This window comes from Teichococcus oryzae (genome assembly GCF_008386565.1).
In the GTDB taxonomy this organism is placed as follows: domain Bacteria; phylum Pseudomonadota; class Alphaproteobacteria; order Acetobacterales; family Acetobacteraceae; genus Pseudoroseomonas; species Pseudoroseomonas oryzae.
In genome coordinates this window covers 1-15277 of the sequence record NZ_VUKA01000034.1, presented here as the reverse complement: position 1 = coordinate 15277, position 15277 = coordinate 1, and the positions used below count along the sequence as shown (strand labels likewise).

Here is a 15277-nt window from a genome sequence, read left to right as displayed (position 1 = left end):
CTCTCACAAAGGGTGGGCCAGTTTTCCGGTCTAGGGTCACGCACCGCCATGCCCGGCGAGTGGCTGGCCAAACAGCATCCTGATCCATCATCGGCGCGGCACTATCGAGAGAAGCATCTGCTTGGGAGTGTGCCGGACGACCTCACGGGCTTCGCGGCCTTCCACGCGGCGCGGCGGGACCGGTTGCGAACTGTGCTGACCGGGATGCTGGTAGGACCGGCGCAGATGTCGGATCAGGGATAAATGACTGTCTGGAAACTCTGAGCAGGCGGCGATTCGCCGGAACATGGTGCGCGACATCGCCGCGCAGATCATGCCCCGAACTTAAGGGTTCGCCAAGGCCACGACCCGATTGCCTGCACCGTCGCCTCGCACTTCCAAGGCCGGCGATGTCGACAGGAGGTAAGCGGCCGAGCCGCCCAGCGCGAACGGGAACATGACCGGGCTCGACGAGATGCCATCGACCGGGAGCGCGCGCCCCGCATACCGCAGGCACGCTTCGCTGAGCCACACCGCGACCGGCGAGCCGTGCAAATCGATGGCAGGGGCGCGGGTGATCCGCTTCCCGTTGTCCAACTTTTTGATCGCCCCCCAGCTTGCCTGCGACTGGAGCACCATGTTCGTCATGCGGCGCGTACCCTCGCGCTCCCCGTAGGTCTCAGCCATCCGCCGGTGGACTTCCGCCGACCTGCAGTCGCCGTGCAGCGCCGTCAGCCGGCCGACGATCTCAGCCACCCTTCCGAAGAAGCTGTAGGTCGCCAGGGCCATACCCCAGGTCAACGGGACGGCCGTCGTGGACGGCGCATCGCGATAAATCTGCGCCCCGCGCGCGGTGAAGTCGAGGAGGTCCGGGCGCGGCTCGAGCCACAGCCTGTTCAGAACCGTCCGGGTCTTCTTCTTGGCCGGTAGGCTAGGATGCGCGGCGTCCAGCAACGCCGTCAGCTCGCCGAGGCTCGCCAGCCCGGCGCTCACGCGAAGAGCCGCCTCGGCCAGCTCGAGCGGGACGAAACGGTCGAAGCCAATCTGTGCGGCGGCCGCGCTCATTGATCGGCGTCCGCAACCTGCACCCGCACGAACGGCACTATGAGCTCCTCGACCGATGGTCCGCCGTGAGCGACGATCCGCTCCCCCCGCGGCACGAACGCCTTCCGAGTGCCCGCGTACACCGGCAACACTTCTGGAGGTAGCCCGGGCACGCCGAGACGGAAGGTGTCGAGCTCCGGCGGGACAGACGCCGCTAACGCGTCGCTACGGTATGTCCGAACCCTCTCGCCCTTGACCTCGGACACTACGCCCTGGCTGAGCCGCCCCATTCCTTCGGCCTCCACGTTCCCGTGGTCGGCCGTCAGGTAGACCTGGTAGCCGTGCGCGGCGAGCAAGCGGACGAGGCCTTCGACAAACCCGGTGTCGCACCATGCGGCGATCTGGCCGCTGATGCCCCGCTTCCCGAGCATCGCCCCGTGCACCAGCTCGTCGACCATGTCGACGACGATCCCGGCCACCTTCATTCCCGGCTTGGATATTGCCACGGCCAAGTCGGCCAGTTGCTCCGTCCGCTTCAACCCCTTCGCGTAGCACACCTCCGAGCTGCGGAGGCCGTTCTCCTGCCAGAAGCGCGCCCACAGCTGCGGCTCCTGGGCCGTGGTGTCGATGGAGGTGGGGAACTCGCGCGGGCGGAGGCCGGAAAAGAGGGCCTGCCGGGAAACAGAGGTCAGGGTCGGGAGCCACGCGAAGCACGCGCCATCGTCCACGGCGAAGCCGCGGACCCGCGCGGCCAAGTGGTCGCGGACCTGTAGCCACTGGTCCATGGCCAGGCCGTCGAATACCACGAGCGCAACGCGCACCTCGCCGGCGGCGCGGCGCAGCGCGAGGTACCTCGGCACGTGGTGGACCATGACCGGGCCCCTCGCGGCCGGGAGGGACGGAAGGTCCGCGAAATGCGTCGTGAGCCAGAGCCTCAGGCGATCGTCGGCGTCACGCTGTAGTTGATTCACCTGCTGCTCCAGCGGCTTCGCGGCATCCGCGTTCAGGGAGTGGAAGCGGAAGATCAGCTCCCCGAGGCGACGCGCGAAGTCAGTCCAGTCGCGGTGGGACGACCCCGCCGAAGGTAGACTGGCGGCAAGGCGCCTAACCCCCTGGCCCACCAAGTCTGCCTGCGTGTGCGGGTCTTCGACCAACCCAACCCTCACCCATTCCGGCACGCCGGCGGGCGGCCTCCCGACACCGACCGGACGAAGCCCGCCATCGAGGAACAACGTGCCGACGATCGCCCGGACGTCGGGGTGCTCGAACGGCACCGCGATGGCAATCGGCTCCACGGCTTCCGCGTCCGGGCCGCTGCCAGCGTCGATGCCTTGCTGGAGCAGGAACCGGCGCCAGGCATCCTGCATGACGCGCAGTGTAAAGCTTCGGGATGAGAGCAGATCGGCGACCGGGAGACCTCCGATCGCGGTGTCCTTCAACAGCTGCGCGACGTGGTCGGCTAGCACCGTCGGCAGGCTCGCTCCGCGGTAGTGCAGGCGCAGCAGCTCGCGCCAGAAGTCATCCGGGCCGCCCAGCATGTAGGGACTGATCCGGAAGACGTGGGTGAGGATAAAATCTTTGGTCGCTGCCTCCCCCAGCGGCTGCGGCGCATGCCGGCTTTGCGCCTGGAACATCGCCTCGTGGTGCTCCGAGGGGATCTGCCTCACTACACCGTAGCTCAGTCTCGAGAAGAGATCGGCCAAGCTGAGGCTCACTATGCGGGCTTGGCGGATGTAATCCCACGGCAGCGTGTGCACGTCGGTTCCGCGCAGCTGCAGCACCAGTGCCTTCTCCGATCCCGCCTCTCCTCGGTCCCACGCATCCCGGTAGCGTTCCTCGTACTCCGTGCGGAAGACGACGGAGTCGTCGAACGGCAAGACCTCGAAGCCCCTCTCCCGGAGGCTGTGCAGCACGCCCTCGTCCAGCAGCACGTCGTCAGGATCGCAGGCGATCCAGAACCGGGCCAGCTCGGTAGGGAACTCCTGAAGGATCCGGTCGGTCCACGCGCTCACGACGCGTCCCCCGCCGGGCTGCCGACGCGCAGCATTAAGACGGAGTGGAGGTCGGGCACGCGGATCTCGGCGGCGTCGAGCCGCGCCATGCGGGTCTCGTGCTCCGCGCGCAGGCGCCTGCGGCGATACTCGCGCACACTCGGGAGCCCGATGCGGCCGATGGCCTGATACCTGACTTCGTAGGCGTGGCAGGCGCGGTCGCGCTCCTCGCGGATGCGGGCCGCGTGCTCTTCCGCCAGCTCGGCGAAGACCTGCTCACCGTTGGCGGCGGCCGCCCGCTTGGAGTCTTGGAACCGCCGGCCGGGGACCTTCTCCGAGGAAAGCCCGACCAGCCTGATGCGCTCGGTGACGAGGAGGTCCCAGATCCGCCTCGCGGTTGGCATGAATGTGCGTCCCTCATCGGTCACGAAGACCGCCAGGAAGCGCCGCCTGCCGAAGCCCTCGGCCGACAGACCGATCTGCCAAAGGGACCACACGCCCCTGACGGTATCAGGCAGCCCGCCGACCTCGACCACCGGGAGCGGCTGACCGTCCACGCAGCGGGGCAGCTCAGCGACGACCGCCCGGGCCCGCGCGTCCTCGAGCGTGACCCACTCCACGTCTGGCCGGCTCGCCGCGGTGCGCGCGTCGAAACACGCACCGACAGTTTCGCTGCCATCGACCCAGCGGAGACGCCACGTATCGCCGTCCTTGGTCGCAGCGCCGCCCTTGCCCGGCAGGCCGGTCGTGATCGCCCGCTCGAGCCAGAACTGCGCGGGGTGGTCCCGCCACTTGCGTGCGCCTTCCGCGTCGAGCTCCTGGTTGCCGGCGAGGAGGTCGACATTCCTGCGGCTCTCGGCGACCGCCGACCGGAGGTGCGACGCCACCGCATTGCACTCGGCTTCGATCGCGTCGGGGTTCTGAAGGCCATGCACAAACAGCTCGTCGAACAGCCCGTCCGCCTCAACCGAATCCATCACGTCCGCCGCCTTGTCGACGCCGAACTCCTCGGCGATGACGGCGAGCTTCGCCTCGAGAACCTCGCGGACCCGGTGCTCGACGGTGTCCTCCAGGACCAAGTTGATCGCGCGCACCACATGCGGCTGGCCGATGCGATCGACGCGACCGATGCGCTGCTCGACCCGCATGGGGTTCCACGGCATGTCGAAGTTGACGATCACGTGGCAGAACTGGAGGTTGAGCCCCTCGCCGCCGGCGTCGGTGGAGACAAGAATCCTGACGTCGCGGGCGAACGCCTGCTGCGCCCGCGTGCGGGCCTCAAGATCCATGCCGCCGTTGAGCGTCGCGACCGAAAAGCCGCGCGTCTCCAGGAGCGCAGCAAGCATGGTCTGCGTCGGAACAAACTCCGTGAAGACGAGGACCTTCAGCTGCGGGTCCGCGTCCTCCTGCTGGAGCTTGTAGATGAGATCCAGCAGCGTCTCGGCCTTCGCGTCGGTCCCCTGGGCCTCAGTCGAGCGGGCGAGCTCGAGGAGCACCTCGACCTCCGCCTTCTCCGTTTGCCAACCCCTCGCCTCGACAGCCAAATCGACCTGCGCTTGGCCGTCCAGCTCCGCCCACTCGTCGACGTCGGCGGTCTCAAACAGGGACGGCTGGAGCTGCGGCTGGTTCAGCAGCGCCAGGCGCTTTTCGAGAGTCGCTCGGATGGCCCCGGTGCTCGACGTCACCAGCCTCTGCATGAGGATCATGAGGAATCCAACGTGCCGCTGCTTCGCGGCTAGAGCCTGGTTGTAGCCGTGGCGGACGTATTCGGTGATCGCCTCGTAGAGTCTCCTCTGGGCCGCATGGCGGCCCTGCCAAGCTACGGGGTGGAGCCTCGTCATCCGCGGCTTGAAGAGGGGCCTGCCCTCCCCATCGATCGCGGCGCGCTTCTCCGTCCGGATCACAAACGGCCGAACTCGGTCCCTTGTCACGCTGCTCTCGTCGGGAAAGGAGTCGCGGTCGAGCAGCTGCATGAGTCGATGAAACTGGTCGGTCTTGCCCTGGTGGGGCGTCGCCGACAGGAGGAGCAGGTAGGGTGCGGCCTCGGCTAGCGCCGCTCCGAGCTTATACCGCGCGACCTGGTCCGTGCTGCCACCCATGCGATGTGCTTCGTCGATGATGACCAGGTCCCACGACGCCGAGATCAAGTTCTCGAAGCGCTCTCGGTTGTACGTGCTGAGCTGCTCGAGGGTCCAGCCGCGGCGCCCGTCCAGGGGCTTTACGGAATCGAGCGAGCAGATCACTTGGTCATGGAGCCGCCAGAGGTTCTCCTCGTCGCTGCGCCACTGGCGGAAGGCGGAGAGCTCGGCCGGTTCGACGAATTGGAAACTCTCGCCGAAGTGCAGCCGCATCTCTGCCTGCCACTGGCGCACGAGCCCCTTGGGCGCGACGACGAGGATCCGCTTCGCCATTCCGCGGAGCTTCAGCTCGCGTAGGATCAGCCCGGCCTCGATCGTCTTCCCGAGGCCCACCTCATCCGCCAGGAGATAGCGGATCCGGTGGCGCGCCATCGCACGATTCAGCGCATAGAGCTGGTGTGGCAGCGGCACCACGCTGGACTGGACTGGCGCGAGCAGGAGGTTGTCCTCCAGCGCGTCGAGCAGCCGCGCCGCCGCGGCGGTGTGCAGGACGTGCTCGACGGTGGGCTGGACGGAGCCGAGGGACACGAGATCCTTTTCACGGGCTCGGACGACGGCGTCTCGACCGGGCAGCCAGACCCGGTAAGCGACATCGCCCCAGATCTCCTCCCGCTCAATCACTCGGCAAGGTGCGGCATGTCGATCATGCCAGCACCAGTCGCCGAGTGCGTATCCGCCCCCTGGCTTGGTCACCCACCGACCTCAGCGCGGGTGAGCGCTTGGTCGTACCAGAGGAGGAGCTTCTCGTCCTCCTGCAGTGCCTCTTCAGGGATCTTCTGCGCGACGCCGATGATGGTCTTGTAATCCTTGGCCGACCACGCCGCCTTGAAGCCCGTGCGCAGGACCTCGAGCCGGAACTCCCTGAGCCTGCGTCCGGCGGCGGCGCGATACGCCTCGAACTCCTTCAGCAGAGCCTTCTCACGCTTCTGTTCGAGATCCTTCGCCTTGCCGGGGTCTGGCACGTACCAGCGGTCCTTCGCCTTGGCCTTCAGACGCGGATCGGACTTCTCCAGGCCACGCATCTCCCTGAAGCTGTGCGACAGGTAGCTGTGGATCTGGCTCGGCACGTCGTCGCGCCCTTCGTAGCGTAGAAAGTTATTGTCGAGCAGCAGCGAGAGCTCCGGTTTCTCCTCGTGCTTGCGCCACCCCGCGCCCAGCTGGACAGTGAAGTCGGGGTGGATCTCCTGGTAGGTGGACGGTCGCTTGCGCAGCAAGTCGGTCAGCCAATCGATGGCCGAGCGCTCGTCGGACACAAAGAGCTCGACCTGCGGCGCCTGCGCCGCTTGCGCCCGCCTACGGTCGTACTCGGTCACTTGCTCCGGCAGGAACGCCATGCCGTCCCGGTCTGGATAGCGCCGCCGCAGTCCGTCCAGGAACTCCTCGGTCGAGAGCGGGACGGGAAGGTCGTGTCGGACGAACCAGGCCACCATGCGGTCGTAGATTCGGCGTGGATCGCGTTCGACGACGAATTCCAGGACACTGTCCTTTGTCTTGGCGACAGGAAGTTGGCGCAGATGCGCCGCAACAAAGTCCCAAGCCGATTCCGGGGCTGCTCCGCGTTCGGTGAGCCGCTGCTCAAGCGCGCGATCGGGCTTGTACGCGGAGATCACAAGGTCCTGCTTCACGGCGGTGGTCGAGGTGACCTGGCGGTAACTACCTTGCACCTTGTCGAGCGCGGTGACCTCGGCGACGACAAAGCCGGCTTGCTGCAGCGCGACCTGTATTGCGTTCCATACCGAGGCTTTGCTGTTTGAGAAGACCACAGTCATCCAGCGGCCAGGCTTTAGAACGCGGTGATACTCGGCGAAGCAGCGCTGCATCAGATGCTGGTACTCTGGGAGCGCCTTATTCTTGAACCGGTCAATGATGGCCTCAGGCTTTGCGTCTGTCGTGACGCCATGCCAAGCTTCGACGAGCAAATTCAAATCTGCATAGTAGATATTCTCGCCGAAAGGTGGGTCTGTGAAGACATAATCTACGCAGCTGTCAGGCATTGGGAGCGCAGCAGCCGTCCCCGAACTGACAGCCGCGTTCCCGACGCGACAACGAAAGGCCTCGAAAGTTTTCGAAAGCCGCCCAAGCTTCCCGTTCAAGATATACCATGGACTGCATTCTGCATGCTGCGATGCGACGTAGTAGACACCCGTGAGATACTGATTCACCTGTGAGAAGCCTGTTGGCCGAAAACGGTTCAGGATCGACGCCGTCCAGAGAGCCTGCTCCACCATGAAAATCAATGATGCCCGGATACGCAGGTCTGGATATGTATTCGCTTTCTCCCACAGCATGCCCATAGCTTGCGCTGCACGGGGCAAGAAGAGGTGGTGGACGTGCGTGAACCCTTTCGGAGCAAGCCGCGATCCGTGGTACATTTCGGCAACTGGAAAAGCTGCGGTCGGGACGGAAGCGGGAAGTGGTAACGCGTTGATACGATCAATAGTCGCCAAGTCGGCAGCATCGGGCTGCTTCTCGTAGCGAGACTTGCCCACCGAGTACGCGACCAGTGCAGGCCGAAATTTTACGCGCTTCCATGGTTTGCCCGTAGCTGGGTCAGTACGTGTCTCGAACACACGCTCTAGCCGATCCTTGTTCAGTTCGGCGCTGCAGTGCGGGCAGGGGAAGGTGTCTCGCGTTCGCTTGCTATCCTCCTCGAGCGCCTCTTCAAGGAAATTCACCTCGCCCGCGCACTCTGGGCAGCTGAAGATCTCGCTCCAGACCGTGTACTCGATCCGCCCCTTAGTCTTCCGGTCGGTATGGAGCGTCTCGTACATCCAACCGATCTCACGTTCGACCTCAGCAAGGAGCTTCTTGCCGGCCTTTGCGAAGGCTTCCACGTCGAACGGGAGATTGTAGTTGGCGGCGATAAAGGTGGCCGCAGGAGATAGGTCGTTTAGTACGACCTTCCTTGGACCCCATTGGGGCGCTGGTTGGCCGGCCTTCTTCCACTCCATCTCGAGCCGCTGGCGATAGATGGCGGGCGCAGTGCCGCACCACTGCGCCGCCACGCCGGTCATGCCGGATCCAGCGAAGCCGTCAAGCACGATGTCACCCGGTTCCGTGAAATGCAGGATTGACGGTACGATGGCGAGGTGCGGCACTTTGGTGTGGTATGAGTGCGCCTTGTAGATCGGGTCCGTCTTGCCGACAGACACGTCGATCGCCATCGGCTCACGCGCGTACGGCTGGGAGGGATTGAAGGGCTTTCCGTGGTGCTGTACGAACTCGGCCAGCCAGGGGTTGGGACATGCCGTGTAGTAGGGCGGATCCGACATGGCGAGGATTGCCTCGTCAGTCCCCTTCGGAAAGCCTTCCTGCCGGCGGAACCCCGGATCCTTGAGCTTCTCAGACAGTAGCTTCCGGAAGTGCTCGCGGCGGGCGGCATCGCTCGGGAACGTCAACCCAAGACATGTCACCGCACTTGTGGCACCAGGGTGAGCGATCAGGATCTCATTCATTATCAGCCTCGTCTGTGGGGCGCGCCATGGGCTGGCGGTCTGCGCGCATCGCTCGGAGCTTGATTCCGGCTGCCGTCAGCACATACTGCTGGTTCGGCGATCGGGGTCTGTCAGGTACGGTCATTCGCAGCACGCGTGCTTGGAGAAGCGGCTCAAGGTATTGCGCCACGAAGTGCGGACGCTGCTTGTAGCCTACCCGCGCCATGAGGTCGGCAAGGCTCCGGGGCACGTCGGCATGCTCGACGACGCGCCACTGACCCTCAGTCAACCGATCAAGTGACCGAACAAGATGGGGCTGGCTTCTGTCAGCTTGTTCGGTGCCTTGTTCGGTCGCCGACCGCCCCGCCGTGTCCCCACCCGCGCCCCCTTGGTTCTCCGGCTCCACGTCGGCCGGCGCGGGCCCGTAGCGCGAGCGGAGATGGACGGGCAACGTGAAATGGGTTCCACCGGTATCGAGGGGCTCCACCAGAACCTGGGCGACCAAGCGTTCGACTACCCCCCTAGCCACAGCAGTGGTCAGGCCCGTGAGCGCCTTGACGTCAGTAAGATCGATTTGGCCGCGATGGGTGAGGTACGCGAAGACCGCCGCCTCGTGCTCGGAGAGGATGGCACCGAGGCTCGCTTGGGCCAGGAGTTGCTCCTCGGTGATCAGCTTCTCCTTCCGCATCGTAAGCCGGAAGGTCTTGTCCGCTTTGTCGTTGTCGATCTCCGGCGGAAGATAGCCGAGGCTCCGCCAACCGCTGAAGATCGCGCCGATCCCGGTGCCGCCCTGGTCGGATAGGCCGATGCGCCGGAAGGCGTTCACGACGCTCGGGTTGCGGACTTCCTTGTCGCCGGGGTCCAACAGCTTTTCCTTCGGAGAGAACGCGTCGCCCGGATTAAAGAACTCTGTCTGATTGCGAAATAATCTGATCACCGGGAGCCGCGTGTGGTCGGAGAAGTCCTGGTGGATGAGCAGGTTGATGGCCGCCTCACGGAAGGACACGTAATCCGCGGGGTCGTCGTCGCGTCGAAGGGTCGCCGCGTCGACCGAGAACGGGCGCTCGCTGTGCCTGAAGTAGAAGCCGACGATGCTCTGCCAGGTCTGGATCAGGTTCTCTTCGCAGGTCACGCGGTCCGCCCAGCGGACGCTCGGGGAGTAGTCGTCGACGCGGCTCCGATACAGCTGCAGGTCCACCGCCATGCGAGGAAGGATCTGACGGAAGTAGCCGTCCGCGCCCAACGTAAGGATCGCCGCTCGGGTTGGCAGCAGGGCGCCGGCGCGTTCGACCAAGAAGCCCCACCTGCGCAGGAAGGCCACGTCGTCGTCGGCCTCGCCCTTCCCTGGGTTGCTTGCGCTGAAGCGCGCCCGGTACCAGCGCAGCGAGGCTGCGTCGAAGCACTGCGCGATATCCAGATCCAGCGGCTCGGCGTCGAAGCGCTCGGCGGCGCCATCCCGGATGAAGCGGAGCAGCTCGTCGCCGTTGCATGTGTCATCGCGGCTGCCACGACGGATGAATGCTTTGCGCGGGTCTCGATCAATGTAGACCGGCTTCGCACGGCGTTCGGCTTCTGGGATCCAGAAGGCCAGCACTGTGCCTTCCGGCAGGTTGTGCAGGTAAGGACGGACCGGCAGTCGTACGCTGACCTTGTTCAGATCGTGCATCTGACCGAGGAAATCGTTCTGGACCTTGTCCGCCTCAATGACGCCGGTGACCGAGAAGGAACCTCGCGTTTCTTTCACGCCGAACACGAGGTAGCCGCCCGATGTGTTCGCGAACGCGCTCACGGTCGAAAAGGCATCCTTCGGCACTGCGAAGGCGGCTTCCTTGAACTCTACGTCGCCCCATTCGATTGACTGGAGCTTCTCTAGCAACTCGTCACGGGTCATGGCTATTCCACCACGAATCGCAGCTTGCTGGCGTCCTTGCCCTTGCACCGGTCGCTCAGGAACGCTTCGAAGCGCTTGCGCAGGTCCTCAGGCGTGGCGGGCGATCCGCCCTGGAGCAGTACCTGCTTGATCTCCTCGCCGGTTACGGGGATCTTTTCGAGACCCGATAGCGCTTCCTGGGCCGCCGCGATGAAGTCTGGGTCCACCGGATCGGGAAGCGCCTTCGAAGCGATGAACCCGTCGATCAGCTTCCGCGTCGCGGGCTTGAGCAGGTCGAAGTTCGCCTGGATGATCGGGTCTTCCAGGTTGTCCAGCAGCGTCTGCTGCCACCCGTCGAGCAACCGGTCGAGTTCGCTGTCCAGCTGCTTCAGCGTGGTCGTAACCGGGAGCATATCGGCCTGCTCGTTTGCCGGGCGGAAGTTGCAGTGTGGGCAAACGGGGCTGGCTGCGAGGTCCGCGTCCACCAGCGAAGCGCAGCTCTTGAGCTTGTCGAGCTTCTCCTCAAAGCCAATGAGCTGACTGGTCGGCATCAGTGAGATGCCCGCGAGCGCCCGCATGGCGATCAACCGGGGACCCTTGCGCAGGGCGGACTTGGTTTTGTCCTCCGTGACCCCGAGCCGCGCCTTGCTGTGCTGCCCGACGTAGGCAGCGATGTAGTCCTTCTTCAGCCGAGCCAGGGTCTGACGATACTCGCCCGCGTGCTGTGCCGTTCGGTCGACCGCGAGCCGCTCGAACACCTGCTTCCGCGCGGCCTGCGCCACCTGCACCCACGGGTGATCGCCCGCCAGCACCATCTCCGCCTGCGAGAGGTAGCCGGCCGCGGTGCCCAGTTCCGCGACGAGCTCCAGCATGCGCTCGACGGCGTCCAGCGCCTCCAGGTTCTTCTTTTGCGCTGCCACGTCGTCGGACCCGACGCGCAGGTTCTTGAGCTTGCCTACCGTGTTGTACGGCGACAGGCTTTCCGCGAAGGCCTTCAGCGCGTCCAGCTTCGCCCGCCAGTCGGCGAGCTCGTTCTCGCGCAGGAGCGGCTGCCCCCAGAAGCTCAGCCGCCCGGCCATGTCAGTGGTCGCGGCGAGCACGCGCCGCGTTAGCTTGGTGACCTCCTCCTGCAGCCGCTTGACCGGCTCGTCGGACCCCTGCGCAGCCTGCTGCGCGAGACCCGGCGGGAGGCCGAGCATTTCGAACAGCGCACGAAGGACGGCAACGTTGATCTCCCGGGGGGACTCGACATGCTTGAACTGCCGGAGCTCGTCGAGCGGCCGCTCGACGAGCAGCGCGATCTTACCGGAATCGATCTTATCGCCGGTTACCGCCAGCACGACGTCGCCCGAGTAGACCAGTGCGCCCAGCACCGCGACGAGCAGATCGGGCTCGAGCCGAAACCTGAGCGGCGCGAAGTACTCGACGTCGGCGCCACCGCTCAGCAGCTCGCCGCGGTTCAGCACCTGCCCGTGCCCCTTCACCTTCAGACGCGAGAGAACCTCCTGCGCGTAGCGGGACCGTCCTGGGTCGAGACGATCGCCGTCTAGCATTTCGAGGCCGTCCAGGATGACCGCCGCGTCCTTGGTGCGGGGCCCGCCAGCGAGGGTGCGCAGTGCGTTCCCGACGAGCTGTTTCCGGTTCGCCTCGGTCAGCAGCGCAGCGAACGTCGGATATTCGGGGGCAACCTCGGCGAACCGGTTGCCCAGCGCCACGCCGGCGATCACGTTCACCACGTCGCGGAAGTTGATGCGTTCGTCGGGCCGCAGCCGCGCCTTGTCTCGCAGCGAGATTCCCTTGGTCCACTCCTGCAGGGTCCGGGTCTTACCCTGGTAGGTGACTTCGTAGGCCACCATCTGCTTTTCTTGCAGCCACTTGCCCATCTCGCGCAGGGCGTTGTTCGCCTTGTCGAGGTAGACGCTCTTGGCGGCACCGCTGGCGGTCGACGCGAGATCCTGCGCGGCGGCGTAGCAGGACAGGTGCCGCCTGATCGCGTCGTCGAGGCCCTTTAGCCGGAAGAACACCTCGTCGGCTTTGTGCTCGTCGCGGAAGCGCGGCGGCTCGAATGGTTGGATGAAGTAGATGTAGAAGTCGCGCTCAGGCTGCGCCGTCGGCCGGTCGTTCGGCGCGCCGAAGAAGAGGTAGCCGATGCGCTCGACGCGGCGCTCCTGCCACTCGATCTGGTACTGCCAGATCTGATGGCCAGCGACGTAGGTGGTCTCGTCCGTGCGCTCCATGAGCTGGCGGACCGCGCTGAAGTAGGCGCGGTCGAGCGCGTCGTCCGAAAGCGCTTCGGCCCGCTTCTCGACCTGGGCGTCGTAATCGACGTCCTTCTTTAGGTCGAGGAAGTACTGGTCGGTGTCGGGCGCCCTGGAGATGAATTGGCCGTTGACGGTCTTCAGCGTCTCGCGGAGGACGGTCTGCACCAGGGAAAGTAGGTCGGCATCAGGGTCTCCGCCCATCGCTTCGATGCTTGGCTGGAACAGGCAGAGCGTGTCCCGCAGCTCGGCGGCAGTTGGCCCCAAGGGCACGTAGATGTCCCCCCCGGTGGTCAGCCGGTGCACCGAGAGGCCGTTGATGATCCGCAGCGCCATGGGCCGGTAGGCGGGGCGGGTGAAGGTCTTCCTCACCCGTTCGGACAGGACCTCGGAAACCTTCAGTACCGGCCCGATGCTGGGGTCGGCGCGGAGGACCGAGTTGGCCGTGATTGTGTCCCAGAAGCGATCGTAGCCGATCAGCCCCGGCCGGTCGCCCGGCACCTCGTCGTCCAGGATGTCCTGGATCTGGTCGCGGAGGGTGACCAGCGCGCCCCGCTTCTCGGCGAAGACCAGGCGCTCGAACGTCCCGATGTAGTCGGGATGCACCGGGAACAGCCGCACGTAGTCGTCCATGCGTTCGTTCATGGACCCATAGAACTTGGAGAACGGCGTCAGGTAGGCCCGGATCCGCTCCTGCTGGTCCGCGGACTTCTTCAGAAGACGCTCCGCTACGACGAAGCTGACGTCCTGCCGGGCGAGCAGGATCTGCGTAAAGCGGTCCTTCACGCGGCGCAGGCTGTCGGCCACGTGCTGGAAGCGGCTGCTGTCGAAGACCGCCTCCTGGACGCCGGCAACGAAACGGAACCTCAGATGCTTTGTCACCTCGCCGATTTCCCGCAGGAAAGACAGATCGAGGACGAGGTCGTGGTCTCTCCGGGACCGCAGATACTCGAGAAATTCGTCGACGACGAGGAGGACGCCCTGCCCGGGGTGGTGCTCGGCGAAAGCCGCCATCATCTCCTCGAAGGCAGCCTTGTTGTTGATCACCTTGTCGGCCGGCGGGAAGACGTAGCTTACTCCGTGCTTCTCCAGGAAGATCTCGAGTTGCTGCGTGACAATGTCCCGCAGCGACATCTGACTCGAGATCTCGATGCGGTGCACCTTGAACTTTCCGGCGATCGCGGAGGCAGCCTCGGCGACCTTAGGATGGCGGATCATCGGGACGTACGTAGCGTCTTCGGCCACCAGCGAGAGTACCGACATGAGATGCGACTTGCCGGTGCCGTAGTTCCCGACGACAAGCACCCCCTTGTGGTCCACCGCCTCGTCGAACGAGAGCTGCGGAACGATGAGCTTCGCGATCCGCTCAGCCATGTCGTCCGAGATCACGTAGGTCGATACCAGCTTCTGCGCCTCGTCCGGGCGGTTGGCGTCCAGAAGCTGGATGACCGACTCGATCGGCTCGAACTGGATCAGGTCGCCATAGCGCATCGACATCCGGTCTTTCCTACTAACCAACATTAAACGGCACCCACCCTTCCGTGCCGTGGTTCTGGTGCTCGGGGTGACCCGGCACTGCGTAGACCAGACGCCCGTCCCGCAGCTCTCCCGGCCAAGCGGCGACGACACGGCGCCCGTGGGAGTGCCGCCTCATCAGGTCCAGGGGACTGAGCCGCAGGGTCCGGTCGAAGAGGAGCTCTATGTTGTCCCAGAGCAGCAGGTCACGGCCGACCGCCTCACCGGCCAGTTCCTTCAGCAGGTCGGGAGCCATGAGGTGCCGTTGGGACGCGGGCAGTGGGACGAGGAGGCGGCCGAGATCCTCGCCCAGCCGCACGATGGGAGCATTCCGGCGCGCGGAAAGCTGCCCCAGCAGCTTGCTCTTGCCGGATCCCGGAGGACCGACGAGGAGCACGAGCTTGCTGTTCAAGCGCGCGATATCGTCGACTAGGCGCTCAAGGCCGTCGATCACAGTTCGCATCTTGAAAACAGCTGACAATCCCAACCACGTGCGACCTCGGTCGCCGGCACAAGCCTCTTCGGAAAGTAGGACGGCACGAATCGATCGAGAGGCATCATCTTCAGGATTTGGGCTGGGCTGGCGCAGGTACGCAACCCACTTCGATTGCTTTGAGCCGATCAAACTCCTCAAAGGCCATCACCACGACGACTGGTCGTCCGTGTTTGGCAACGATCAGTGGCTCGGTCCGGGCGAGGTCGATCAGCCGGCCAAACCCGTACTTCGCCTCCTTGGCAGTCAGTGTCTTCATGGACCACTCCGGATATAAAATGATTATAGGCCAAAATGGCCAAAATTTCAATTGTTCTGGGATGAGCAGACCGGACATCGGGCGCATAGGGTGACTTGCAGGCACGCGGCAGCAGCTGGTTGGCAGGTACTGGTTCGCTCATGAAGAGCGCAACGACGGCTAGCAGAATTGCCTGCTGGTGCCGAGGCAAGAGGACAGTCTCACAGATTTCGGTGCCTCTGACCCTAGACCGGAAAACTGGCCCACCCTTTGTGAGAGTTTTCGGGCAGGCTTGTTGACCTAAGGGGAGACCTGTC

The 15277-nt window shown here is 64.9% G+C and carries 8 protein-coding genes and 1 pseudogene; 1 reads left to right on the top strand and 8 read right to left on the bottom strand.

What is annotated here, in order from left to right; translation table 11 throughout:
- Nucleotides 1-243 (top strand): annotated as a pseudogene (locus F0Q34_RS22200) (hypothetical protein); the annotation flags it as partial.
- A gap of 81 nt (nt 244-324) precedes the next feature.
- Here the strand turns inward: F0Q34_RS22200 and F0Q34_RS20640 are convergent.
- From F0Q34_RS20640 to F0Q34_RS20605, 8 genes are all read right to left on the bottom strand, one after another.
- Complete coding sequence (locus tag F0Q34_RS20640; RefSeq protein ID WP_149814265.1) at nt 325-1044, bottom strand: hypothetical protein; 720 nt, start codon at nt 1042-1044, stop codon at nt 325-327.
- Nucleotides 1041-3035 (bottom strand): BREX-3 system phosphatase PglZ, encoded by a 1995-nt coding sequence (gene pglZ / locus F0Q34_RS20635; protein ID WP_149814264.1) that lies wholly within the window; start codon nt 3033-3035, stop codon nt 1041-1043. Before pglZ ends, F0Q34_RS20640 begins: the two co-directional genes overlap by 4 nt.
- Nucleotides 3032-5773 carry a DEAD/DEAH box helicase gene (locus tag F0Q34_RS20630; protein WP_206668114.1) on the bottom strand — a complete coding sequence of 914 codons (2742 nt, stop codon included), beginning with the start codon at nt 5771-5773 and terminating at the stop codon, nt 3032-3034. Before F0Q34_RS20630 ends, pglZ begins: the two co-directional genes overlap by 4 nt.
- A gap of 68 nt (nt 5774-5841) precedes the next feature.
- Nucleotides 5842-8607, bottom strand: a complete 2766-nt coding sequence (locus F0Q34_RS20625) for a DNA methyltransferase (protein WP_149814263.1) — start codon at nt 8605-8607, stop codon at nt 5842-5844.
- A complete protein-coding gene (locus F0Q34_RS20620) occupies nt 8600-10477 on the bottom strand; it encodes an RNA-binding domain-containing protein (RefSeq protein WP_149814262.1) in 1878 nt (625 codons plus the stop codon). The genes F0Q34_RS20625 and F0Q34_RS20620 overlap by 8 nt, the downstream gene beginning before the upstream one ends.
- A gap of 2 nt (nt 10478-10479) precedes the next feature.
- Nucleotides 10480-14211 (bottom strand): DUF6079 family protein, encoded by a 3732-nt coding sequence (locus F0Q34_RS20615; protein WP_206668113.1) that lies wholly within the window; start codon nt 14209-14211, stop codon nt 10480-10482.
- Between the two features lie 13 nt (nt 14212-14224).
- On the bottom strand, nt 14225-14683 hold the full coding sequence (brxF, locus tag F0Q34_RS20610; protein WP_149814261.1) for a BREX-3 system P-loop-containing protein BrxF: 459 nt from the start codon (nt 14681-14683) through the stop codon (nt 14225-14227).
- A gap of 109 nt (nt 14684-14792) precedes the next feature.
- Nucleotides 14793-14981: a type II toxin-antitoxin system Phd/YefM family antitoxin gene (locus F0Q34_RS20605; RefSeq protein ID WP_149814260.1), complete on the bottom strand. Its 189-nt coding sequence runs from the start codon at nt 14979-14981 to the stop codon at nt 14793-14795.
- Nucleotides 14982-15277 lie beyond the last annotated feature (296 nt).